Origin of the sequence: Burkholderia sp. AU39826 (genome assembly GCF_020419965.1) — a bacterium.
GTDB lineage: Bacteria > Pseudomonadota > Gammaproteobacteria > Burkholderiales > Burkholderiaceae > Burkholderia > Burkholderia semiarida.
Genome location: NZ_JAIZQG010000020.1, coordinates 1 through 21,368, shown reverse-complemented (window position 1 = coordinate 21,368; position 21,368 = coordinate 1). Strand labels below are relative to the sequence as shown.

The 21,368-nt window shown below is 69.1% G+C and carries 19 protein-coding genes, 1 tRNA gene and 2 riboswitches; of the genes, 9 read left to right on the top strand and 11 right to left on the bottom strand.

The features are described from left to right. Positions 1-21 precede the first annotated feature (21 nt). Together LGM42_RS26145 and LGM42_RS26140 are read left to right on the top strand one after the other, a co-directional pair. Complete coding sequence (locus LGM42_RS26145) at positions 22-570, top strand: hypothetical protein (protein WP_226233699.1); 549 nt, start codon at positions 22-24, stop codon at positions 568-570. A 211-nt stretch (positions 571-781) separates the two neighbouring features. Next, positions 782-1,798 carry a helix-turn-helix domain-containing protein gene (locus tag LGM42_RS26140; RefSeq protein WP_226233697.1) on the top strand — a complete coding sequence of 339 codons (1,017 nt, stop codon included), beginning with the start codon at positions 782-784 and terminating at the stop codon, positions 1,796-1,798. 109 nt (positions 1,799-1,907) lie between these two features. On the opposite strand, the gene LGM42_RS26135 is transcribed toward LGM42_RS26140, so the two are convergent. Both LGM42_RS26135 and LGM42_RS26130 read right to left on the bottom strand, forming a co-directional pair. Next, on the bottom strand, positions 1,908-3,005 hold the full coding sequence (locus tag LGM42_RS26135) for an ADP-heptose--LPS heptosyltransferase (protein WP_226233695.1): 1,098 nt from the start codon (positions 3,003-3,005) through the stop codon (positions 1,908-1,910). Further along, positions 3,002-4,705: a thiamine pyrophosphate-binding protein gene (locus tag LGM42_RS26130; RefSeq protein WP_226233694.1), complete on the bottom strand. Its 1,704-nt coding sequence runs from the start codon at positions 4,703-4,705 to the stop codon at positions 3,002-3,004. The genes LGM42_RS26135 and LGM42_RS26130 overlap by 4 nt, the downstream gene beginning before the upstream one ends. Before the next feature lie 294 nt (positions 4,706-4,999). Here LGM42_RS26130 and LGM42_RS26125 point away from each other — a divergent pair, with 294 nt between their 5' ends. From LGM42_RS26125 to LGM42_RS26110, 4 genes are all read left to right on the top strand, one after another. Beyond that, the gene (locus LGM42_RS26125; protein ID WP_226233692.1) at positions 5,000-5,461 is read left to right on the top strand and encodes a hypothetical protein; all 462 of its coding nucleotides are present in this window, start codon (positions 5,000-5,002) and stop codon (positions 5,459-5,461) included. Beyond that, positions 5,458-5,742, top strand: a complete 285-nt coding sequence (locus LGM42_RS26120; RefSeq protein WP_226233691.1) for a type II toxin-antitoxin system RelE/ParE family toxin — start codon at positions 5,458-5,460, stop codon at positions 5,740-5,742. The genes LGM42_RS26125 and LGM42_RS26120 overlap by 4 nt, the downstream gene beginning before the upstream one ends. Positions 5,743-5,861: 119 nt before the next feature. Further along, positions 5,862-6,098 carry a type II toxin-antitoxin system VapB family antitoxin gene (gene vapB, locus LGM42_RS26115; protein ID WP_059638580.1) on the top strand — a complete coding sequence of 79 codons (237 nt, stop codon included), beginning with the start codon at positions 5,862-5,864 and terminating at the stop codon, positions 6,096-6,098. After that, positions 6,098-6,499, top strand: coding sequence for a type II toxin-antitoxin system VapC family toxin (locus tag LGM42_RS26110; RefSeq protein WP_059580596.1), 402 nt, complete (start codon positions 6,098-6,100; stop codon positions 6,497-6,499). Before vapB ends, LGM42_RS26110 begins: the two co-directional genes overlap by 1 nt. Before the next feature lie 66 nt (positions 6,500-6,565). Here LGM42_RS26110 and LGM42_RS26105 read toward each other — a convergent pair whose 3' ends face one another. The 8 genes from LGM42_RS26105 to LGM42_RS26070 all read right to left on the bottom strand — a co-directional run bounded on the left by LGM42_RS26105 (position 6,566) and on the right by LGM42_RS26070 (position 17,080). Continuing rightward, positions 6,566-7,954 carry an L-serine ammonia-lyase gene (locus tag LGM42_RS26105; RefSeq protein WP_059638442.1) on the bottom strand — a complete coding sequence of 463 codons (1,389 nt, stop codon included), beginning with the start codon at positions 7,952-7,954 and terminating at the stop codon, positions 6,566-6,568. A 30-nt stretch (positions 7,955-7,984) separates the two neighbouring features. Next, a complete protein-coding gene (locus LGM42_RS26100; protein WP_059638578.1) occupies positions 7,985-9,127 on the bottom strand; it encodes an alginate lyase family protein in 1,143 nt (380 codons plus the stop codon). A 154-nt stretch (positions 9,128-9,281) separates the two neighbouring features. Next, a complete protein-coding gene (gene gcvP, locus LGM42_RS26095) occupies positions 9,282-12,209 on the bottom strand; it encodes an aminomethyl-transferring glycine dehydrogenase (RefSeq protein WP_226233690.1) in 2,928 nt (975 codons plus the stop codon). Between the two features lie 58 nt (positions 12,210-12,267). Beyond that, on the bottom strand, positions 12,268-12,648 hold the full coding sequence (gene gcvH, locus LGM42_RS26090) for a glycine cleavage system protein GcvH (protein ID WP_059580605.1): 381 nt from the start codon (positions 12,646-12,648) through the stop codon (positions 12,268-12,270). A 127-nt stretch (positions 12,649-12,775) separates the two neighbouring features. Beyond that, positions 12,776-13,894, bottom strand: a complete 1,119-nt coding sequence (gene gcvT / locus LGM42_RS26085) for a glycine cleavage system aminomethyltransferase GcvT (protein ID WP_059638437.1) — start codon at positions 13,892-13,894, stop codon at positions 12,776-12,778. Positions 13,895-13,977: 83 nt separating this feature from the next. Then, positions 13,978-14,111: riboswitch (glycine riboswitch) on the bottom strand. 33 nt (positions 14,112-14,144) lie between these two features. Continuing rightward, a riboswitch (glycine riboswitch) is annotated at positions 14,145-14,247 on the bottom strand. A gap of 113 nt (positions 14,248-14,360) precedes the next feature. Then, positions 14,361-14,726, bottom strand: coding sequence for a hypothetical protein (locus LGM42_RS26080; protein ID WP_027811833.1), 366 nt, complete (start codon positions 14,724-14,726; stop codon positions 14,361-14,363). Between the two features lie 208 nt (positions 14,727-14,934). Continuing rightward, positions 14,935-15,987 carry an oxidoreductase gene (locus LGM42_RS26075; protein WP_059580610.1) on the bottom strand — a complete coding sequence of 351 codons (1,053 nt, stop codon included), beginning with the start codon at positions 15,985-15,987 and terminating at the stop codon, positions 14,935-14,937. A gap of 385 nt (positions 15,988-16,372) precedes the next feature. Continuing rightward, positions 16,373-17,080 (bottom strand): SGNH/GDSL hydrolase family protein, encoded by a 708-nt coding sequence (locus LGM42_RS26070; RefSeq protein WP_226233689.1) that lies wholly within the window; start codon positions 17,078-17,080, stop codon positions 16,373-16,375. A 312-nt stretch (positions 17,081-17,392) separates the two neighbouring features. Between LGM42_RS26070 and LGM42_RS26065 the strand changes: the two genes are divergently transcribed. Further along, complete coding sequence (locus tag LGM42_RS26065) at positions 17,393-19,480, top strand: UvrD-helicase domain-containing protein (RefSeq protein WP_060966419.1); 2,088 nt, start codon at positions 17,393-17,395, stop codon at positions 19,478-19,480. Positions 19,481-19,591: 111 nt separating this feature from the next. Here the strand turns inward: LGM42_RS26065 and LGM42_RS26060 are convergent, their stop codons facing one another. Further along, positions 19,592-20,479 (bottom strand): c-type cytochrome, encoded by an 888-nt coding sequence (locus LGM42_RS26060; RefSeq protein WP_059580617.1) that lies wholly within the window; start codon positions 20,477-20,479, stop codon positions 19,592-19,594. Between the two features lie 251 nt (positions 20,480-20,730). Here LGM42_RS26060 and LGM42_RS26055 point away from each other — a divergent pair. Both LGM42_RS26055 and LGM42_RS26050 read left to right on the top strand, forming a co-directional pair. Continuing rightward, positions 20,731-20,806: transfer RNA gene (locus LGM42_RS26055), tRNA-Arg, on the top strand. Positions 20,807-21,178: 372 nt separating this feature from the next. Beyond that, positions 21,179-21,368 (top strand): hypothetical protein (locus LGM42_RS26050; RefSeq protein ID WP_226233688.1); only part of this gene is annotated, 190 nt, incomplete at its 3' end.

Below are 21,368 nucleotides of genomic sequence, written 5' to 3'. Positions count from 1 at the left end.
ATGCATGCAACCGCTCCCAGCATGGCAGAACCGCCCCGATCCTTTCCGCGCCACCCGGTATTCCATCCGGGCGAACTCGATGCGCAGCACCGCTTCGGCGTCGCCGACGAAGCCGAGCGGATGAGCGACGTCGTGACCACGCGGCTGAGCGTCGGCGTGCGGCAGTTCGTCGAATCGCAGCCGTTCATGTTCGTCGGCATGGCATCGGGCGCCGGTGCGTCGATGACCTGCGACATCGTGCAGAGCCGGCGCGACGCGAACGGCGATCTGCTGCCGGTGGTGCGCGTCATCGACACGAAGACGCTGCGCTTCGCGCTGCCCGCCGCGCATGACGGCGACGGCGGCCGGATCGACGCGGCCGCCTGCGACGGCCGCGGCGTCGGATTGCTGTTCGTCGATTTCGTGCGCGGCCTGCGCTACCGGATCAACGGTCGCGCCACGCTGCGCGCGGATCTGCCGGAAGCGGACGCGGCGCCGTGGGCGGCCGGCAGCGCGATCGTCGAACTGGCGATCGCGCAGGCATACGGCAATTGCGGTACGCGGGTCGTGCGGCTGAGGCCGGCCCCGTAGCCGGCCCGGTACCCGGCCTGCGTATGGCGGCGCGCATGCGCGGCGGCCGCGCGGAGCGCACCGGCGGCGTGCGCGGCATGCCGCGTTCGGGTGCGCCCGCATGGCGCCCATCGGCCGGACAGCGTGCAATGGCGGATGGTTCGCCGGGCCGTGCGGTTCGGCACGGGACTTGCGTGATACGCAGGGTTCCGCGCAGGTGAGGGAGGACACGATGAATCGACATGTGGCGTGTACGGAGGAGCCGACCGCCGAAGACACGCGGCGCAGCGCGCAGGGCGACGACGCGTTCGCCGGGCAGGCCGTCGTCAGCGTCGCGCACGATGCGGACGAGCAGGCGCGCAACCTGATCGGCTGGCGGCAGACCTACGACCAGCTCGCGGCCGGCCGCTTCGTCGGCACGCTGACCGAGCTGCCGCTCGACACGATGAAGCTGTTCCGCGAATCGACCAGCCACCTGCTGCGCCAGGCCTGCGAAGTGCGCGGCGATGCGTACTGGTTCGGCATCCCGCTCGTGTGCGACGGCTCGGCGCGCGTCGATGCGTGCCGCATCGGCCCCGGCGCGCTCGCGTTCCGGCCCGGCAACGTCGAGTTCGAACTGGTGACGCCCGCGCAGTTCTCGATCTACGGCGTCGTCGTGCGCGGCGACGTGCTGCGCCGCTATGCGGAGGAAGTCGAGCACCGTGCGCTCGACGAGCGGCTGTTCACGCAGCGCGTGATGCAGGTCGGCGACGCGCGGCTCGCGCATCTGTGCGCGCTGCTCGGCCGCCGGCTCGACGGCGCGGTGGCGATGGCCGGCCCGCTGCCCGATGCGCAGCGCGACGACCTGCAGGCCGAAGTGCTGGCCGCGCTGTTCGATGCGTGCGCGCAGCCGGCCGACGGCGGCAGCGGCGCCGCGCCGTCGACGCGCCGCTGGATCGTCGACCAGGCGCGCGACTACGTGCTCGCGCACCGCACGCGCCCGGTGGGCGTGCCCGAGCTGTGCGAACAGTTGCACGTGAGCCGGCGCACGCTGCAATACTGCTTCCAGGACGTGCTCGGGATGGCGCCCGCGACCTACCTGCGCACGCTGCGGCTGAACGGCGCGCGGCGCGACCTGTGCGGGCGCGCGGCCGGCTCGGTGCAGGACGTCGCGGAGGCGTGGGGCTTCTGGCATCTGAGCCAGTTCGCGACCGATTACCGGCGCCTGTTCGGCAAACGGCCATCCGAGACGCTGCGCGATCGCGCGTGACGCGTTCGGCGCGGTGAGCCGGGCGGCCGGCGCGGCGCTCGCGGCGGTGGTGGTGCCGTGCCCGCGGTTGCCGGTTCGACCGTTTCGCTCGCCGCCGCGCCGGCTTCGATCAGGTGGCCGGTGCGGTCACGTCGCGCGGCGCGGGCCACGCCAGCGCGTCCCAGTCGATTGCACGGTAAGCGGCGTCGACCGCCGCCAGATCGTCCGGCTGTTCGCTGCGATGCAGCCCGTGCAATTCGGCCGGCACGTCGAGCGTGACCGGCACGCAATGCGGATAGTCGCGCACGCGCAGCGCCGGCCCGATCGTCGTGAAGCACGCGAGCGTCGGCACGTCGAAACCGTCGGCGAGATGCAGCGCCGCCGTGTCCGGCGCGAACAGCAGGCTCGCGCCCTTGATCCACGCGATGAAGCGCGCGGTGTCGGTCGCGTGGCGGCTCACGTCCACGTAAGCCGGATGCGCGATCGGGCCGAAGCCGACCACCGGCAACCCGTAACGTTGCGCGAGCCGTTCCACGAACGCGACGCGCAACGCGGGCGGCACGCTGCGCACCGCGGTGCTCGCATTCGGGCAGAACAGCACGTAAGGCCGCCCCCACTCGGCCGGCAGCGCGGGCAGCGGCAGCCGCGCGAGCCAGCGGTTGCGCTTCGCGGCGGCCGGCACGGCGGCCGGATCGACGCCGAGCGCGTCGAGGAAGAAGTCGATCATCGGCAGCCGCGCAAATGCGGGCCAGTACAGGTGATTGCCGACGTCGATGCACTGCGCGTCGGCGGGCAGCGCGTCGGCGGGGCACGGCAGCGCGCGCGACGGCGCGACGACGTCGGCCGCGAGCGCATACAGCGCCTCGACGTAGCGCGGCGCGCGCGCGGGCCGGTACAGCGTGAAGCGCAGGCCCGGATGGGCCGCACGCAGCGCGGCGACGGCCGTCAGCCCGATCACCGAATCACCGAGCGCGACGCCCATCCCGTTGATCACGTGCACGTGCCGCGCGTCGCCGTAGTCGAGCCGGAACGGCCGGTGCGCGGCGTGCAGCAGGCCGAGTGCGGATGCGGCAGGCAGGTAGCCGTTGGCGCGCTCGTCGCCATGCTCGAGATCGTACGGCGCGACGAGCGTGCCGTCGGGCGCGAGCAGCGTGCCGGGGCAGGCCAGTGCGTCGTCGTGCGACAGCACGGCGGCGGGCGGTGCGGCGTGCATGTCCATCGCCGTCATGCGCCGCGCGCGCGGCGGCCTTGCTCGCGGATCTGCTCGAGCGTCGCGGCCGGCGTGCTCGCGTCCTGCGGGATGCGGATCTCGATCACCGCGGGCAGCCCGCACGTCAATGCGCGTTCGAGCGCGGGCGCGAAATCGGCGGTGCGCTCGACCGTCTCGCCATGCGCGCCGAACGCACGCGCATACGCGGCGAAATCCGGGTTCGTGAGCCCGGTGCCATGCACGCGGCCCGGGTAGTTGCGCTCCTGATGCATGCGGATCGTGCCGAAATGGCCGTTGTTGACGACGATCGCGACGATGTTCAGCCCATATTGCATCGCGGTCGCGAGCTCGTTGCCGGCCATCATGAAGCAGCCGTCGCCGGCGAGCGCGACGACGGCGCGCTGCGGATACAGCGACTTCGCGGCGAGCGCGGCCGGCAGCCCGTAGCCCATCGCGCCGCTCGTCGGCGCGAGCTGCGAACGGAAGTGCCGGTACGCGAAGTGGCGATGCAGCCAGATCGCATAATTGCCCGCGCCGTTGGTCAGGATCGCGTCGTGCGGCAGGCGCTCGCGCAACTGCACCATCACGTCGCCGAGCTGCACGTCGCCGGGCATCGGCAGCGGCGCATGCCATTCGCGGTATGCGCGGTGCGCGTCGGCGGCCGTACCGGCCCACGCGGGCCGCTCGGGCGGTTCGAGCGCGGCCAGCGGCGCGGCGATCTCCGGCATACCCGACACGATCGGCAGGTCGGCGGCGTACACGCGGCCGAGTTCGTCCGCGCCCTGGTGCACGTGAACCAGCGTCTGGCGTGTCTTCGGGATGTCGAGCAGCGTGTAGCCGCCGGTCGTCGCTTCGCCGAGGCGCGGCCCGATCACGAGCAGCAGGTCGGCGTCGCGGATGCGTTTCGCGAGCGCGGGATTGATGCCGAGCCCGACGTCGCCCGCGTAGTTCGGGTGCGCGTTGTCGATCGTATCCTGGAAGCGGAACGCGCACGCGACCGGCAATTGCCAGCGTTCGACGAAGGTGCGCAGGTTCGCGCAGGCGTCCGGCGTCCAGCCGCTGCCGCCGACGATCGCGAACGGCCGTTCCGCGCGCGCGAGCCGCTCGCGTAACTCGTCGATCTGCGCGGCCGACGGCGCGGCCGCGATGCGTTTCGCGGTCGGCACGACGGGCTGCGGCGCGCACGCGTCGGACAGCACGTCCTCCGGCAGCGCGAGCACGACCGGGCCGGGCCGCCCGGACGTCGCGACGTGGAACGCGTGGCTCAGGTATTCGGGAATGCGGCGCGGATCGTCGATCTGCGCGACCCATTTGGCCATCTGGCCGAACATCCGGCGGTAGTCGATTTCCTGGAAGGCTTCGCGATCGAGGTGCTCGCGCGCGCACTGGCCGACGAACAGGATCATCGGCGTCGAATCCTGGAACGCGGTATGCACGCCGATCGACGCATGGGTCGCGCCGGGCCCGCGCGTGACGAACGCGACGCCGGGGCGGCCGGTCAGCTTGCCGACCGCCTCGGCCATGTTCGCGGCGGCCGCCTCGTGGCGGCAGACGACCGTCTGGATGCGGGCGGTGTCGTCCGCCAGCGCATCGAGCACGGCGAGGAAGCTCTCGCCCGGCACGCAGAACACGCGTTCGACGTGATTGGCGAGCAACGCATCGACGAGCAAGCGCGCACCGGTGGTGGCGCGCGGCTCGAGATCCTTGGAATGCGACATGGGCTGCCGTCTCCCTGGGTAGCGGGACGTACAGCTTACGCCGGTTGGCGGCGCGCCGGTACGGCGGACGATGAAAAGTGTCGGAACGCTGAGCGGTTCGGCGAGCGCGCACCGCCTTTGGTTGGCCGACCGGCCAGCTTGTGCGGACTGGCGCGACGGCGGAAAGTGAGTGCTATGCACGGCGGGCTGACGCTTGTCTCGATCCGGAGCGGGCATCCCAAATAACAATAAATTGGGATGCCAGTCAATAGTAAAATTTCAGCGAATGCGTGGAGAAAGGGGGCGAGAATCGCCATGACGACCGAAACGATTGATCAAAAGACGCTGACGGAGCTGGTCGCAGCCGGCGCGGTGCGTGCGGCCCGCGTGGTCGGTTGCGGCAACGGTTGGGCGTTCTCGGCCCGGTGCGGCGCACACGAACGTTTCCTGTCGGCCAAGCGCGGCGACGTGCGGGTGTTTCGCCGTTTTGAAACGTTGGTCGGCTTTCTGCGCGATATCGGTATCAGCCGATTCGATGTGGACGCGTCGGCATTCGACCCGGATGCGGCCGGCCGGGCGACCCGGCCCGATCGCGCGGCGGCGCTGAAGGCGGCACACGAGGCGGCGGCCCGCGACCGCTGGTTTCGCGAGCAGGTGCAGCAGGCGCTGGACGACCCGCGTGCGTCGATTCCGGACGCCGAAGTCAGCGCCGACTTCGCGTCGCGACGTGCGGCGCTGCGTGATCGGCTTGCCGGCAAGCGCGGGGACGCTTCTTGACCCTTGCGTTGCACTGGAATCCGAAGGCGTACGAGGATCGCGCCGCGATCATGGACACCATCGCCGAGGACGACCCGCTGGCCGCCCTCGAGCTCGACGAACTGCTGGAAGAAAGGGCGGCGGCGTTACCGGCCCATGCCGAGTTGTATCGGCGAGGGCGGGTGGCCGGCACGCGTGAGCTGGTGGTCGCGCCGAACTATGTGCTCGTGTATCGCATCCGGCCGGGCGAGGGCATCGTGGAGATCCTCCGCGTGCTGCATGCGCGACGGCAATGGCCGTGACGCGCGTATTCACTGCCGGCTCGTCAGCCGAAGGAACACCTGTTATGTACACACATGGATTTACATCTCGGCCCGCATCGGATAATGTACATACAATGTACATCCGGGCGGAGATCGACATGCATACCACGAGGGTATTCAGAAACGGCAACTCGCAGGCGGTGCGTATTCCTGCGGACCTTGCCTATGAACGCAGCGATATCGAGCTGGAAATCGAGCGCGTCGGTGACGAAATCCGCATTCGGCCGATGCGGCGGCCTTTGACGCACGTACTTGAGAAGTTCGCGAAATTCGGGCCGGACTTCATGACCGAAGGGCGTGGCGACCATGAACAGGCCGAACGCGAGGGCTTGTGATGCCGCGCTTCATGCTCGACACCAACATGTGCATCTATCTGATGAAAAATCAGCCGGAGCAGGTCGCGAGACGATTTGCGCAGTGCTACACGGGCGACGTCGTCATGTCGGCGGTCACTTATGCGGAGCTCGAGTACGGCGTGACCGCATGCACGAGCCCTGCCCGCGAGCGCCGCAATCTCGCGGCGTTGATCGAGGATATTCCCGTCGCGCCTTTCGACGCCCCGGCCGCGCAAGCGTATGGTCCGATCCGCGAGGCCACCCGCGAACGGAAGAAGGATCACCTCGACAAATTGATCGCCGCTCATGCGGTGTCGCTCGATGTCGTCCTGGTGACCAACAACGAGCGGGATTTCGTCAGCTATCCGGGATTGCGCGTGGAGAACTGGCTGAACGATTAGTGCCGGGTGTCGAGCCCGGCGGCAATACGTCGGCCGACGGGCCTCGCATTGCCGCCGGGTCCCGCATCAGCACTCGACGATATTCACCGCCAGCCCGCCGCGCGACGTTTCCTTGTACTTGGTCTTCATGTCGGCGCCCGTCTCGCGCATCGTCTTGATCACCGAGTCGAGCGACACGTAGTGCGAGCCGTCGCCGCGCAGCGCCATGCGCGCCGCGTTGACGGCCTTCACCGACGCCATCGCGTTGCGCTCGATGCACGGAATTTGCACCATCCCGCCGACCGGGTCGCAGGTCAGGCCGAGGTTGTGCTCCATCCCGATCTCGGCCGCGTTCTCGACCTGCTGGGGCGTGCCGCCGAGCACGGCCGCGAGCGCGCCGGCCGCCATCGAGCACGCAACGCCCACTTCGCCCTGGCAGCCGACTTCCGCGCCCGAGATCGATGCGTTGAGCTTGTACAGGATGCCGATCGCGGCGGCCGTCAGCAGGAAGTCGATCACGCCCTGTTCGTTCGCGCCGGGCGTGAAGCGCGTGTAGTAGTGGAGCACGGCCGGGATGATGCCGGCCGCGCCGTTGGTCGGCGCGGTGACGACGCGGCCGCCGGCCGCGTTTTCCTCGTTGACCGCGATCGCGTACAGGTTGATCCAGTCGATCATCGACAGCGGATCCTGCAGCGCGCGCTCGGGGCTGCCCGTCAGCGTGCGGTACAACTGCGGCGCGCGGCGCTTGACCTGGAACGGGCCGGGCAGGTTGCCGTCGGCGTCCGGGTTGCCGATCCCGCACCCGCGCGACACGCACGACTGCATCACGGCCCAGATCTTCAGCAGCCCGTCGCGCGTTTCTTCCTCGGTGTGCCACGCGCGCTCGTTTTCCCACATCAGTTGCGCGATCGACTTGCCGGTCGACGCGGTCAGCGCGAGCAGCTCCGCGCCGGTGCGGAACGGGTGCGTCATCTGCTCGGCCGCGCTCAGCACCTTCGTGTTCGGCGCGCCGGCCGTCACGACGAAGCCGCCGCCGACCGACAGGTACGTGCGCTCGACCAGTACCGCGCCGTTCGCATCGCTCGCGCGCAGCTTCATCCCGTTCGGATGTTCGGGCAGCGCCTGGCGGTAGAACGCGATGTGCTCCTTCAGCACGAACGGCACCGGGTGCGTGCCGAGCAGCGCGAGTTGCTTCGTCTTGCGGACGTCTTCGAGCCGCGCGTCGATCGTGTCCGGATCGACGGTGTCGGGCGCGTCGCCGAGCAGGCCGAGCATCACGCCGCGGTCGGTGCCGTGGCCCTTGCCGGTGGCGCCGAGCGAGCCGTACAGCTCGACCTTCACGTGGGCCGTCGCGTCGAGCAGCCCGTCGCGCTCGAGGCCCTGGACGAACATCAGCGCGGCGCGCATCGGCCCGACCGTGTGCGAACTGGACGGACCGATGCCGATCTTGAAGAGGTCAAACACGCTGACTGCCATTTCGATACCTGCCTTGCTGTAAGAATGGTGCTAGCGCGCCTGCAATGGCAGGCACGCGGCGAGCCATGCGGGCGGCGTTGGGGAAAGCTGCTGCGCGACGCGGGCATAGCGCCCGTCGAGCCGCACGGCCAGATGAAAGAGTTCGGTGGCGTTTTTCGGGTCCCACTGCCCCGTATAACCCGGCAAGCCGGCCTCGCGGCGCTTCGCGTCGAACGGCACCGGCGAATTCACGAATTCCTCGTGGGTTTTCTCGCCGAGCGCGTACGGCACGAGCCAGTCGAGCGCGGCCGCGAGCGTCGCGCCGTTCGCGCCGCGCTCGCGCAGCCAGTTGCGGTTGAAGCGGCGCGCGGCGAGCGCGGCCGTCACCAGCGGCTGGAGATCGTAGACCGCGTAATGCAGCGCATCGCGTTCCTCGAAATCCCAGGTCTTGCCGTCCGGGCCGATGTTGTCGGCGAGATGCTCGACGAACAGCCGCTGTGCGGCGTTCATCATCTTGCGGTCGCCGAGCGTGAACGCGGACAACGCGATCAGCTTGATCCGGTGGCTCTGCCAGTTGTTGCGCCAGGTGCCGGTGAGCGGGCGTTTCTGCGCGTCGACCTGCGCGACGTAGCCGGCGCCGAGCTTCGCGATGAACGCGGCCGTCGCGTTGCGCGTTTTCACCGGCAGCGCGCTCGCGGTCATGTCGTACGCGACGATCAGGCTGTCGAAGCGCGTCTCGTCGATCGGGTTGAAGCTCGGCTGGTAGGTCGAGACCCACGCGGACAGGAAGCGGTCGACGAGCTGCAGATAGCGCGGCGCGTTCGTCACGCGCCACGCGAGCGCCGCGTCGCGCATCAGGTCCATGTCCTTGAGCGCGGCTTCACTCTGGTCGTGGATGCCTTCATGCGGCAGCGTGCCCTCGGTATGCACGCGCGCCATCGCCTTCGGCTGCTCGCCGATGCGTGCGTCGACGCTGCGGATCAGCGCCTGCACGCCCGGCTCGGCCTGCGTCGTCTCGCTTGCCTGCAGTGCGGGCGCCGCGCAGAAATTCATCGCCGCGCGCGCACTGCCGCACACGCCGAGGCCGGCGGCGGCCAGCGACAGCGATGCGACGAGCATCGGCACGTAGCGGCCCGCGCGCACGCGCGGCCGCCGCGCGGTTGCGCCATGGCCCGGAAACATCGGACGCACCATGCGGAACTCCTTCATTGGCTGGATCGCGTGTGATGTTAGCCGGATTGGCGCGCAAGCGTGAAACGGTTGGCCGGGCGGCGAACGTAAAAACCGCACGCAACCGGTGGTTGCGTGCGGGGTGGTCACGGTCGGACGCTCCGGTGCGAGACGTGCGTTATGCGTAGTCCGACATCGGCACGCACGAGCAGAACAGGTTGCGGTCGCCATAGGCGTTGTCCGCGCGGCCGACCGGCGGCCAGTACTTGTTCGTGCCGAGCGACGCGACCGGGTACGCGGCCTGCTCGCGCGAGTACGCGTGCGGCCATTCGTTCGCGGTGACGACGGCCGCCGTGTGCGGCGCGTGACGCAGCGGGTTGTCCTCGCGATCGGCGCGGCCTTCCTCGACCGCGCGGATTTCCTCGCGGATCGCGATCATCGCCGCGATGAAGCGGTCGAGTTCTTCCTGCGATTCCGATTCGGTCGGCTCGACCATCAGCGTGCCCGGCACCGGGAAGCTCATCGTCGGCGCGTGGAAGCCGTAGTCCATCAGGCGCTTCGCGACGTCGTCGACGGTGATGCCGCTCGTTTCCTTGATCGGACGCAGGTCGAGAATGCACTCGTGCGCGACCAGCCCGCCCGGGCCCGAATACAGCACCGGGTAATGCGGCGCGAGGCGCTTCGCGATGTAGTTCGCGTTGAGGATCGCGGTTTCGGTCGCGGCGGTCAGGTTCTTCGCGCCCATCATCGCGATGTACATCCACGAGATCGGCAGGATCGACGCCGAGCCGTACGGCGCGGCCGACACCGCGCCGATGCCGTCTTCCGCACGGGCGTAGCCGGTCGAGCGCTGGTTCGGCAGGAACTTCGCGAGGTGCGCGCCGACCGCGACCGGGCCGACGCCCGGGCCGCCGCCGCCGTGCGGGATGCAGAAGGTCTTGTGCAGGTTCAGGTGCGACACGTCGCCGCCGAACTGGCCGGGCGCGGTCAGGCCGACCATCGCGTTCATGTTCGCGCCGTCGACGTACACCTGGCCGCCGTGCGCGTGGACGATCTCGCAGATCTCGCGCACGTTCTGCTCGAACACGCCGTGCGTCGACGGATACGTGATCATGATCGCCGCGAGGTTCGCCGAATGCTGCTCGGCCTTCGCCTTCAGGTCGGCGATGTCGACGTTGCCCTGCGCGTCGCACGCGACGACCACGACCTTCATGCCGGCCATGTGCGCGGACGCCGGGTTCGTGCCGTGCGCGGATGCCGGGATCAGGCACACGTCGCGATGGCCTTCGCCGCGCGACGCGTGGTACGCGTGGATGATCAACAGGCCCGCGTACTCGCCCTGCGAGCCCGCGTTCGGTTGCAGCGACACGGCCGCGTAGCCGGTGGCCGCGACGAGCATCTGTTCGAGCTGGTCGATCATCTCGCGGTAGCCGACGGTCTGCTCGGCCGGCGCGAACGGATGGATGCCGCCGAACTCGGGCCACGTGACGGGCAGCATTTCCGACGTCGCGTTCAGCTTCATCGTGCACGAGCCGAGCGGGATCATCGAGCGGTCGAGCGCGAGATCCTTGTCCGACAGGCTGCGCAGGTAGCGCAGCATTTCGGTTTCGGAATGGTGGCGGTTGAACACCGGGTGCGTCAGGTACGCGCTCGTGCGCTCGAGGCCGGCCGGCAGCGCGGCGACGCCGGCGAGACCCGCGTCCAGCGCGTCGACGGCCGGCGCGGTGCCGCCCGCGGCCTGCGCGAACAGGTCGAGAAGATCGGCGAGGTCGTCGCGCGTCGTCGTTTCGTCGACCGACACGCCGGCTTGCGTGTCGCTCACGCGGCGCAGGTTGATGCGCTTGGCTTTCGCGAATTCGTGGATCTGCGCGGTGCGCGTGCCGGTGTCGATCGTCAGCGTGTCGAAGAACGTGTCGTTGACGGTCGCGAAGCCGAGCTGCTTCACGCCGGCGGCGAGCAGCGCCGCGATGCGGTTCACGCGCAGCGCGATCGTCTTCAGGCCGTGCGGGCCGTGGTAGACCGCGTACATGCTCGCCATGATCGCGAGCAGCGCCTGCGCGGTACACACGTTCGACGTCGCCTTCTCGCGGCGGATGTGCTGTTCGCGCGTCTGCAGCGCGAGACGCAGCGCGGGCTTGCCCTGCGCGTCGACCGTCACGCCGACGAGGCGGCCCGGCATCTGCCGCTTGAATTCGTCGCGCACGGCCATGTAGGCGGCGTGCGGGCCGCCGAAGCCCATCGGCACGCCGAAGCGCTGCGTGTTGCCGATCGCGACGTCCGCGCCCCATTCGCCGGGCGGCGTCAGCACGGTCAGCGCGAGCAGGTCGGCCGCGACGACCACGTGGCCGCCGGCCGCGTGGATCGCTTCGGTGAGCGCGCGGTAGTCGCGCACGTCGCCGTTCACGCCCGGGTACTGCAGCAGCACGCCGAACGCGTTCGCGTGCGCGGCGTCGGCGGCCGGGCCCGTCTTGACCTCGATGCCGATCGGCAGCGCGCGCGTGCGGATCACTTCGAGCGTTTGCGGCAGCACGTCGTCGGCGACGTAGAACACGTTCGACTTCGGCTTGCCGGTGCGCTGCAGCAGCGTCATCGCTTCGGCCGCGGCGGTGGCTTCGTCGAGCAGCGATGCGTTCGAGATTGCGAGGCCCGTGAGATCGGCCACCATCTGCTGGAAGTTCAGGAGCGCCTCGAGGCGACCCTGGGAAATTTCGGGCTGGTACGGCGTGTAGGCCGTGTACCACGCCGGGTTTTCGAGCACGTTGCGCAGGATCACGGCCGGCGTGTGCGTGTCGTGATAACCCTGGCCGATATACGAGCGGAACACCTGGTTCTTGTCCGCGAGCGCACGCAGCGCGGCGAGGGCTTCGGCCTCGCTCTTCGGCTGCGCGAACGGGCCGAGCGGCAGCGTGTCGGCGCGGCGGATCGACGCCGGGATCACGGCGTCGATCAGCGCGGCGCGCGACGCGAAGCCGAGCGTGTCGAGCATGGCCTGCTGGCTGGCGGCATCGGGGCCGATGTGGCGTTCGGCGAACGCGTCGTGCGTTTCGAGCGCGGCGAGCGAGAGGGGCGTGCGGTTCATCAGACGGTCCGGGTGTTCGAGCTTCATGGCGTGACTCTGGTCCCGCGCGCGCCGAGGCCGGCGCCGCGCGGTTCGGGTAGGGAAATTAGTCGATCAGCTTGCTGTAGGCGTCGGCGTCGATCAGCTTGTCGGTCGAGGCGCCGGCCGCGAGCTTGATCTTGAAGAGCCACACGCCGTACGCGTCGCCGTTCACTTCTTCGGGCGCATCGGTGGCGGCTTCGTTGATGGCGACGATCTCGCCGGACACCGGCGAGTAGATGTCGGATGCCGCCTTCACCGATTCGACGACGCCGACGGCGTCGCCCGCGCTCACCGACTTGCCGACTTCGGGCAGCTCGAGGAAGACGATGTCGCCGAGCGTGCTCTGCGCGTGATCGGTGATGCCGACCGTCAGCGTGCCGTCCGCCTCGGTGCGGATCCACTCGTGTTCGTCGGTGTACTTCAGATCGGCCGGGACGTTGCTCATCGGATGCTCCTGGATAAAAGGGTTTGTTCGTTCTGCTGGCGCGCCGCCATGGTGCGCCGGATGGGGTTGCGCCGGGCGCCATCTCCCGGCTTGCCGGGAGGCGGCCTGCCGCGCCGCTTCTCGGTCGTTACGCAGCGAGGACCTTGCCGTTGCGCACGAACGGCAGTTTTACCACGCGTGCGGGAAGATGCTTGTCTCGAATTTGCACCTGGACGGTGTCGCCGATCTGGACGGCTGCCGGCACGCGCGCGAACGCGATCGATTCCTGCATCGACGGCGAGAACGTGCCGCTCGTGATCTCGCCGTCGCCATGCGGCGTGACGACTTTCTGATGCGCGCGCAGCACGCCGCCCGCCTTGCCGTTTTCCTTCTGCAGGATCAGGCCGACGAACGCGGCGCGCGTGCCGTTGGCTTCCAGGGCGGCGCGGCCGACGAAGTCGCGCGGCGCGGTGAGGTCGACCGTCCACGCGAGGCCCGCGTCGAGCGGGGACACGGTGTCGTCCATGTCCTGGCCGTACAGGTTCATGCCGGCCTCGAGGCGCAGCGTGTCGCGCGCGCCGAGCCCGCACGGGCGCACGCCGTTTTGCTGCAGCGCATGCCACAGCGCCTCGACGTGCACGGCCGGGACGATCACTTCGAAGCCGTCCTCGCCGGTGTAGCCGGTGCGGGCGACGGTGAGATCGCCGAACGGCGTCCCGGCGACCTGCGCGGCGTTGAACGGCTTGAGCTCGCTGGTGGCCGCGCGGGCGGCGGGCACCGTCGCCCAGACCTTTTCACGGGCGTTCGGACCCTGGACGGCGATGATCGCGAAATCGCGGCGCGGCGCGATCGTCAGGCCGTAGCCGCCTTGCTCGTTCAGCTGGTTGAACCACGCGATGTCCTTCTCGGCGGTGCCGGCGTTGACGACCACGCGGAAGAATTCTTCGGTGAAGTAATAGACGATCAGATCGTCGATGACGCCGCCCTGCGGGTTGAGCAGGCACGAGTAGAGCGCCTTGCCGGGCGTCTTGAGCTTGCCGACGTTGTTCGCGATCGCATGCTCGAAGAACGCGCGCACGCGGCTGCCGGTGAAATCGACGACGCACATGTGCGACACGTCGAACATGCCGGCGTCGGTGCGCACGGCCGCGTGTTCTTCGATCTGCGAGCCGTAGTTGACGGGCATGTCCCAGCCGCCGAAGTCGACCATGCGGGCGTTGAGCGCGCGGTGCGCGGCGTTGAGCGGGGTGTGATTCAGTGCAGTCATCGAGGCCTCAGGCAAGGCGCTTGCGCGCGGATCAGAACGGCCATGTGCCGACCGCCGCGGCCGATGGCCTCGAGCGATCCGGTACATGCCCCTCTGTCCTCGATACCTGAGAGATTGCGCTGCGGGCCAAGCCCGGCGAACGCGCGCCCCTTCGGTGGGCAGCTTGCCCGCGCAGCCGATGCGCTGCGGGCTACTGCCGCTCTCCAGAGTGCGGGGAGCGTATGGCCCGCGCAGTGCGCGGACGCGATTCCCCGACGCGGTCGGTCCTTTTGCCTGAGAGTTTGCGGGTGTGCCCCTTCGGCGGCGCAACCGGTGTCGGAACACCCGGTCACACGCTCTCCCGACGCGTGCGGGAGACTGTACGCGAGCGGGTGGGCGTTGTCAATTTGAGCAAAAGAATGTCGCTTCGCGACAAGCGGCGGCAACGGGCGCCGCCGCTTTTCTTCGCTCGGCAGGCGCCGGCGCGTTATTCGCCGATCGCGCGCGCGGCCGTGTCGAGTTCCTGGTTCAGCACGCGCTGCTCGTCGCCGGACAGGCCGCCGTTGTGCTGGGCCGACATGTCGTTGGCTTCCTGGCGGATCACGTCGAGGCGGTGGTGAAGCTGCGCGCCGTAAGGCGGCGGGTAGTAGCCGCCGTTCACGCGCGCGTCGATGCGGCGATGCAGGTTATCGATCCGGCCCTGGACCTCCTGCATGCGGTCGTTCGCGACGACCTGCGGATTCGGTCGCGGCGGCGGAGGCGCCTGCCGGGCCGGCCGCTGCGGCTGCACGATACACGCCGCGAGCGAGGAAACCAGGACGCAGCATGCCGCTGCGCGAATCAACCGTTGCATCACATTCTCCTGACGGATAGGTGTCGAATCGACTTTTTGAGAAACGCGTCAGACCGGACGACCGCTGACTTTCGTTCCCGCACCATTTGTAACGGAATGTTCGGGCCGTGCCGGTGGGGCGGGCGGCGGCAGACGGCAGCGCCGCCGCCGGCGCGTGGCGGCGTGGCGCGATGGGCGGCCGGGCCGGTGCCGCCCCGGCCGGCGCCCGTCAGACGATGCGGCGGACGAACGGCAGGCGGCGGCCGTCGTGTTCGCTCTGCGCGGCGAGCTCGATGATCGTCATCACGTCGACCGCGTCCTGCGCGGTGACGGGGAAGGGGGCGCCGTCGCGGATCGACGCGGCGAGCGCGCGGTAGAACTCCGCGTACTGGCCGTCGAGCGTCGGCACCGGACGCTCGACCTCGACCTCGCCGTCGAGCACGCGCAGCAGGCCGGGCGGATTGCCGCCGCCGAATTCGACGTCGTCCGCGGTGAGGCCGGCCTTGAGTTGGTCTTCCTGCGTGTCGAGCCCGAATTTCTGGTAGCTGCCGCGCGTGCCGTGCAGCGTGAAGCGCGCGGGCTCGATCGCCGACAGCGCGCTCGCATGGAGCGCGACGTCCTTGTCCGGATAGCCGAGCAGCAGGTGCACGAAATCGGGCGCCGTGCCGTTGTCGCGGCGCGTCTTGACGGTGGCGCTCACCGTTTCCGGCGTGCCGAACAGCGCGAGCGCCTGATCGATCAGGTGCGGGCCGAGGTCGAGCAGCAGGCCGCCGCCGCGGGCCGGTTCCTCGCGCCAGCGCGTGCGCGGCGTCGGCCGGAAGCGGTCGAAGTGCGACGCGAAGTAGGTGAGGCGGCCGAGTTCGCCCGATTCGACGATGCGGCGCACGGTGAGGAAATCGCCGTCCCAGCGGCGGTTGTGGAACGGCGCGAACAGCCGGCTGCGCGCGTTCGCGAGCCGCGCGAGCGCGAGCGCCTCGTCGGCGGTGAGCGTCACGGGCTTGTCGACGACCACGTGGCGGCCGGCTTCGAGCACCTGGCGCGCGAGCGTGAAGTGGGTGTCGTTCGGCGTGGCGATCACCACGCATTCGATGTCGTCGAGGCCGAGCAGCGCGTCGAGGTCGGGGACGATGCGCGCGCCCGGATACGCGGCGTGCGCGCGATCGGGCTGACCCGTCGCGATCGCCGCGACTTCAGTGCGGCCGCTCGTGGCGATCACGGGCGCGTGGAACGTCGCGCCGGCGAAACCGAAACCCATCAAACCAATCCTGAGCAATGACGACATGGCAATTCCTGGCTGCGAAGGAAACTAAAGGATGGCGCGCCGGAGCGGCGCGAAGACGACCGGCTATTTTGGCATGGCGGCGCCGCTTGCACAGACGTGTCGGGCGAAACGCGCGAGGCGGTGCGGCGCTTGCGCAAGGAATGCCGGCATTTTGCGCGGGACGGGGCGCAGTGCGGTACGGTTGACCGGGTCGTGGCTGCCCGCTTCCGCTCCCAGCTCCCAGCTCCCAGCTCCCAGCTCCCAGCTCCCAGCTCCCAGCTCCCAGCTCCAGCTCCCAGCTCCAGCTCCAGCTCCAGCTCCAGCTCCAGCTCCGGGCTCCGGGCTCCGGGCTCGGCGCGGCGCGGCTCGGCGCTCCGAGCCGCCAGCGGCCCCAGCGCGTGCCACATCATCCGCCCACCCGTTGGCGCACGACGGCCGCGACCTGCGCGGCCCACACCGCGCACGCGGATGCGCCGGGATGGAAGCCGTCGGCGGCCATCAGATGGCGTTCGAGCGGCAGGTCGACCCGCAGGAACGTGCAGTGCGGCTGCGCGCCGGCCCAAGCCGCGAGCGCCGCGTTGAGCCGCTTCGCGCGCCGCCCGAGATACCATGCGAGCGGCTGCGGCAGCGCCGGGAAGCGCTCCATCGGCGGCACCGCCGACAGGATCGCGTGCTCCACCTGGAAGCGCGTGCCGAGCAGCCGGACTAGCTCGGTCTGCTGCGCGATCCAGCGTGCGGGCGGCACGCCGCCCGTCACGTCGTTGACGCCGAGCGACGTGACCGCCACGTGGAACGGCTCGGCCGGCTCGATGGCGAGCCAGTCGACCAGCTCCCGCGTGGTCAGGCCGGTGCGCGCGAGCAGTTTCCAGCTCACGCGGTGCGTGACCGCCAGCGCGTTCGCCAGTTGCCCGGCGAGCGCATCGTGCTGCGTCGCGACGCCGACGCCCGCGGCGGCCGAATCGCCGACCACCAGCACGCGCAGCGGCGGGCCGTCGCCCGCCACGCCGCTGCGCGGGCCGGCCGCCTCGGGCAGCCGCGGCGTGACGCGGCGCACGTAGCGCCCCTGCGCGAACAGTAGCGGGCCGAGTGCGGCGGTGGCGAACGGGTATCCCATGAGGTCGATCCGGTGAGGGTTCAAGTGCGTCGAAGCGGCGCGGCGCGAGGTGGCGCCGGATGAGGGCCTATTGTGTCCGATCACGGCGCCGACAGGGCCCGATTGGCCGAGCGGCCAGCCACGACCACGCCGAACGGACAGGGGGCACCCGCCCGGCAAGCCCGCGCGCCCCCGTCCGGCGGCGCGCCCGAAATACACGCCGCCGACGTGTTAACATGCGCGTCCTGCCTGCGTGTCCGCCTGCTTCGCCAGCCTGCCGCGCACGGCATCCTCCCGGCGTTCCGCCGTCAACCCGCAACACCATCCGCCATCATGTCAGCAGGCCTCAATCCCGCTCAGAACGAAGCGGTGCGCTATCTCGACGGTCCCTGTCTCGTGCTCGCCGGCGCGGGCAGCGGCAAGACCCGCGTGATCACGCAGAAGATCGCGCACCTGATCGAGGCGAAAGGCTTCGAGCCGCGCCACATCGCCGCCGTCACGTTCACGAACAAGGCGGCCGCCGAAATGCGCGAGCGCGTGTCGAAGCTGCTGGAAGGCAAGACGCTCACCACGCCGGGCAAGGAAGGCCGCAAGGTGCCCGTCAACCAGCTCACCGTCTGCACGTTCCACTCGCTCGGCGTGCAGATCCTGCGCCAGGAGGCCGAGCACGTCGGCCTGAAGCCGCAGTTCTCGATCATGGATTCGGACGACTGCTTCGGGATGATCCAGGAGCAGCTCGGCACGACCGACAAGGGGCTGATCCGCAAGATCCAAAGCATCATCTCGCTGTGGAAGAACGGCCTGATCATGCCCGACGAGGCGATGGCGATCGCGGCCAACGAGGACGAGCATCAGGCCGCGCTGGTCTACCGCAACTACGTGGCGACGCTGCACGCGTACCAGGCGGTCGACTTCGACGACCTGATCCGCCTGCCGGCCGAATTGTTCGCGAAGAACGAGCAGGTGCGCGACCGCTGGCAGAACAAGCTGCGCTACCTGCTGATCGACGAATACCAGGACACCAACGCGTGCCAGTACGAGCTGCTGAAGCTGCTCGCGGGCCCGCGCGCCGCGTTCACGGCGGTCGGCGACGACGATCAGGCGATCTACGGCTGGCGCGGCGCGACGCTGGAGAACCTCGCGCAGCTCGGCAAGGATTTCCCGAAGCTGCACGTGATCAAGCTCGAGCAGAACTACCGGTCGACGGTGCGGATCCTGACCGCCGCGAACAACGTGATCGCGAACAACCCGAAGCTGTTCGAGAAGAAGCTGTGGTCCGAGCACGGAATGGGCGATTCGATCACCGTCACGGCGTGCAACGACGAGGAACACGAGGCCGAATCGGTCGTGTTCCGGCTGTCCGCGCACAAGTTCGAGCGGCGCGCGCAGTTCCGCGACTACGCGATCCTGTACCGCGGCAACTTCCAGGCGCGCATCTTCGAACAGGTGCTGCGGCGCGAGCGGATCCCGTACGTGCTGTCGGGCGGCCAGTCGTTCTTCGACAAGGCCGAGATCAAGGATCTGTGCGCGTACCTGCGCCTGATCGCGAACGCCGACGACGATCCCGCGTTCATCCGTGCCGTCACGACGCCGCGCCGCGGCATCGGCAACACCACGCTCGAGGCGCTCGGCTCGTTCGCGGGGCAGGCGAAGGTGTCGCTGTTCGAGGCCGTGTACATGGGCGGGATCGAGGCGCGGCTGTCGGCGCGCCAGGTCGAGCCGCTGCGGATGTTCTGCGACTTCATCCAGCGCCTGACCGAACGCGCGGACAAGGAGCCCGCGACCGTCGTGCTCGACGACATGATGGAGGCGATCCACTACGAGGCGTACCTGTACGACGCGTTCGACGAGCGGCAGGCGCAGTCGAAGTGGCAGAACGTGCTCGAATTCCTCGAATGGCTGAAGCGCAAGGGCACCAAGCCGGAGACGGAGGCCGTCGACGGCGAGGCCGAAGGTTTCCACAACGCGGACGGGCTCGCCGATACGGGCAAGAACCTGCTCGGCCTGATCCAGACCGTCGCGCTGATGTCGATGCTCGAGGGCAAGGACGAGGACCCGGACGCCGTGCGGCTGTCGACCGTTCATGCGTCGAAGGGCCTCGAGTATCCGCACGTGTTCCTGGTCGGCGTCGAGGAAGGCATCATGCCGCACCGCGGCGGCAGCGAGGACGACGGCCCGATCGACAACGAGCGGATCGAGGAGGAGCGCCGGCTGATGTACGTAGCGATCACGCGCGCGCAGCGCAGCCTGCACCTGAACTGGTGCAAGAAGCGCAAGCGGGCGCGCGAGACGGTCGTGTGCGAACCGTCGCGCTTCATTCCCGAGATGGGGCTCGACGAAGCGCCGCCGCCGACGCCGGAAGAGGCGCCGATGTCGCCGAAGGATCGGCTCGCCAGCCTGAAGGCGTTGCTGCAGAAGTGACGCGGCGGCGCTGCCGCGCGCACGATGGCGCGGCGAACCGGCAACCCGAAAACGAAACCCCCGCGATGCGCAGGCGCCGCGGGGGTTTTTTACGGATGGCCGGGCGAGACGTTACTTCGACGCGTTGACCATGTAGTCGACGGCCGCCTTCACGTCGGCATCCGACGCGTTCGACCCGCCCTTGGGCGGCATCGCGCCCTTGCCGTGCAGCGCGTAGTTGTAGACCGTATCCATCGATTCCTTCAGGCGCGGCGCCCAGTCTTCCTTGCTGCCGAACTTCGGCGCGCCGAGCACGCCGGCCGCGTGGCAAGCCTGGCACACCTGCGTATACAGTGCCTTGCCGGCCGATGCGGCGTCGGCGCTGGTCGGCGCGGCCGCGGGCTTTTCGCCGGCCTTCGGGATCGCGGCGATCGCGGCCATGGCCGCGGCGGCCTGCGCGTTCGATGCGTCGGCGCCCGACGCGGGTGCGCCGCTGGCGGGTTGCGCCGCGTTGGCGGCCGGCGCGGCCGGTTCGGGGAAGTTCGCGCCGTCGTTGTTCGCCATGTAGACGATCGCGCGGGCGATTTCATAGTCGCTGACGTCGTCGGGGCTCGTGCCGCCGCGCGGCGGCATCGCGCCCTTGCCCGCGAGGGCCGTCTTCAGCAGCGTGTCGAAGCCTTGCGAGATGCGCGGCGCCCAGTCGTCCTTGTTGCCGAATTTCGGCGCGCCGGCGGCGCCGGTGCCGTGACAGGTCACGCAGACGGCCTTGTAGACTTCCTCGCCGGTCTTGTACGTGCGGGGTGCGTTGGCGTCCTTCACGTCGACCTTCGCGATCGGCGCGATACGGGCGGCGACCTGCTCGTCGGACAGCGCGTCCGTGCCGGCGCCGGAACGGAATGCATGGTTCGCGTAATTGGCGAACAGGACGATCAGGACGATCGGAATCGCGAACGACGCGATGATGACGGCAATCAACTGCCCGGGGGTTTTGACGGGAGATTCGTGGGGTGCTTCGCTCATGCTTGCCTCGTCTCCGTGAATAGGAATTGTGAGCGCGGTGCAACGGCAAAATGGCAGTCCAATGAAGCACGGACGATTATAGACGGAACGTTTACATCACGGCGAGCGGCGCGATGGCGCGTGTTTACCCGCACGGATCGCGCTCTGACGCCGATTCGTCGGGCAAGGTGGACGCGTCATGGGAAACCGGGTATCCTTGCCGTCTTGCCAATCGTGGACGGCCTGTATATGGGGTCGTTTCACTGTCTCACGCGCCCGTAGCTCAATGGATAGAGTACTGCCCTCCGAAGGCAGGGGTTGCTGGTTCGATCCCAGCCGGGCGCGCCAAGCCTAGTCAGGCTCTCAGCCGTTTCCTCCATGTGGATAATCAATTAATGTCGTTTTCGACATGAATTGGTTGCTTTCCCGTCGATGTCAGTCCGTATCTGGACAGTTTTCCGGTGGTAGTCCCCGACGGCCTTCGCTCTTACGGCCGCCCGCCCCGCTACGTGCATCGACACTTACAAAGCAACGAACTCGCATCAAAGAAGATGCCGGTTTGCTTGTAACGAAAGCTCAAACTGGTCCTTTCGAAACCCGGCGGCGAGACGAACTGCCACGCGTTTCGTCAGCGTCTCGCGTGGCGCGAAGCGGACTGTGCCGTGGCGTTGCAGCGCAAAGGCTGGCTCTGGCCGCCGGGGACAGCAGCAGTTCGAGTTCTTGCAGTTCGTCGAGCTCATGCAGCTCGAGCAGTTGCGGCGGCTGTTCGAGCAACTGAGCACAGCGCGCGCCGAACTACGCGATCGCGGCATCCGCAGGCGTTCGTGCCTGCGCAGCGCGCCCGTCCCCCGCCTCGACGATCAGCGTCCAGTCGAACGCCGGCAGTGCGCAGAGGTGCTCGACGGTGGCC